Annotated in this window: 2 protein-coding genes; both read right to left on the reverse strand. The window is 51.8% G+C overall.

Going from position 1 to position 1,628, the window contains the following annotated elements; genetic code table 11:
- Window positions 1-209 precede the first annotated feature (209 nt).
- Window positions 210-1,163: a LacI family DNA-binding transcriptional regulator gene (locus CPT76_RS13505; RefSeq protein WP_105443284.1), complete on the reverse strand. Its 954-nt coding sequence runs from the start codon at window positions 1,161-1,163 to the stop codon at window positions 210-212.
- A gap of 96 nt (window positions 1,164-1,259) precedes the next feature.
- A complete protein-coding gene (locus CPT76_RS13510) occupies window positions 1,260-1,568 on the reverse strand; it encodes a hypothetical protein (protein ID WP_105443285.1) in 309 nt (102 codons plus the stop codon).
- Window positions 1,569-1,628: the final 60 nt, after the last annotated feature.

Genomic DNA, 1,628 nt, shown 5'->3' on the forward strand with positions numbered 1-1,628 from the left:
TTTCTGAGGTGTAAAAATATTGACAATCACCAATCGTTGTGATACGATAAATGGTAATAATGTGATTAATTTTGGAGTACACATTATAATATCATATACGCATTTACATTTCAATATGTTTCATAGAATTTAGCCTTTTGGATTAAATTACATAATATAGACCCGCCGGAGTAACGTTGATGTTCTCCTGCGGGTCTTTTTTGTTGGCTTTATCCGGATGAAGAACGGTATATGATCCGGTACGGGATCTGCACCTTTTCCCCGGAACCACGGGTCACGAGCCTTAAAGCCTCCTCACCTACCCGGAAGAGCTGATGGTCTACCGTGGTAAGCTGAAGGACTTGGCCAATCGGCTGATTTTCCTGTCCGATGATGGCGACATCCTCCGGAATACGCAGCCCCGCAGAGAGAACAAATTGGTGGATTCCGGCTGCCACCTCGTCCCCGTTGGCATACACGGCGGTCGGCCGGACTTTTCCTTCAAGAAAGTGGCGGGCTGCATCCATACCATCCTTCAATGTGGTGCAGCCATCCAGGCACCGGCATGGCGATACTTCCCCAAAAACGTCCCGGTAAGCCTGCATCGTCAGCCGGGTGCTGATGCTGGTCTCCCCTCTTGCTGTCGTGAACGCAACCTCTGTGTGTCCCATGTTTTTCAGGAAGGAGAACACCTCGAGCGTTGCGGCATACCGGTCAATGTACGCGCAGCCGATTTCCTCCAGCTCCGTATACTCGCAGGCTACGATGTGACCATATCCCGCAAAGGGGACGATGGACGACCAATCGTTCGCACGGGACGTAATGATGATCCCGTCGAGCAGTTTAGTTTTCAGCATCGTTAAATACTCCAGCTCTTTCTCCGGATCATACCGGGTTGGAAGCACGGTCACGGTGTAATCTTCCTCAACCGATTTGTTCAATACACCGCTTAACATCCGGTCGAAAGCCGGGTTGTTGTTGTACGGGATGATCACGCCGATGCTGCGGGTCCGGCCGCGGATCAAATCAACCGCATTACGGTTTGGCGTGTAATCCAGTTCGTCGATGGCTCGCTGCACGGCGGCTCTTTTCTCAGCGGAAACGTACGGATGCTGGTTGAGAACCCGGGATACCGTGGATACCGAAACACCGGCTCGTCTGGCGATTTCGTGAATGTTGGCCATAACTCCCTGCCTTCTGACTTTTTCATTTCGAATGGTTCCTTTATTATATCACGCTGACTCCGATCCTCATTACGATAGTGGACCAGCCGCAGGTTATTATTCATCCCGGGACTGAATGTCGTACTGATCTGCCTGCAGCAAAAGCTGCTCGCTGCCTTGTGCCTGAATGACAACCCGTGTCCCGCTGACAATCGGCGCTCTTCTGTCCGGAAACCAAGGCCGTTCGCGGTCCACTACGATCAACAAGCCCTCGGCGTCGCCCATCGCCGCAAATTGCCGGCCGTCGCCGCTCCACATGGACAGTCCCAGCGTCGTTTGAATCTGTTCCACGGCAGCGGCCACTTCATCAACAGGGAGCCCGATTTCGCTGATACCGCAGCAGCTGGCTGCTTGAAAAGTCTTCATTTTTCGTCGTTATCAAAAGGAATGGTGGGCAATGAATTCAATCAGATTCTCATCCCGGAT

Origin of the sequence: Paenibacillus sp. AR247 (genome assembly GCF_002968895.1) — a bacterium.
Lineage (GTDB): Bacteria > Bacillota > Bacilli > Paenibacillales > Paenibacillaceae > Paenibacillus_AQ > Paenibacillus_AQ favisporus.

Excerpts from the sequence above, each read along its gene's own strand:
- CPT76_RS13510 (WP_105443285.1), bottom strand. The coding sequence starts at position 1,568 with ATGAAGACTTTTCAAGCAGCCAGCTGCTGCGGTATCAGCGAAATCGGG.
- CPT76_RS13505 (WP_105443284.1), bottom strand. The coding sequence starts at position 1,163 with ATGGCCAACATTCACGAAATCGCCAGACGAGCCGGTGTTTCGGTATCC.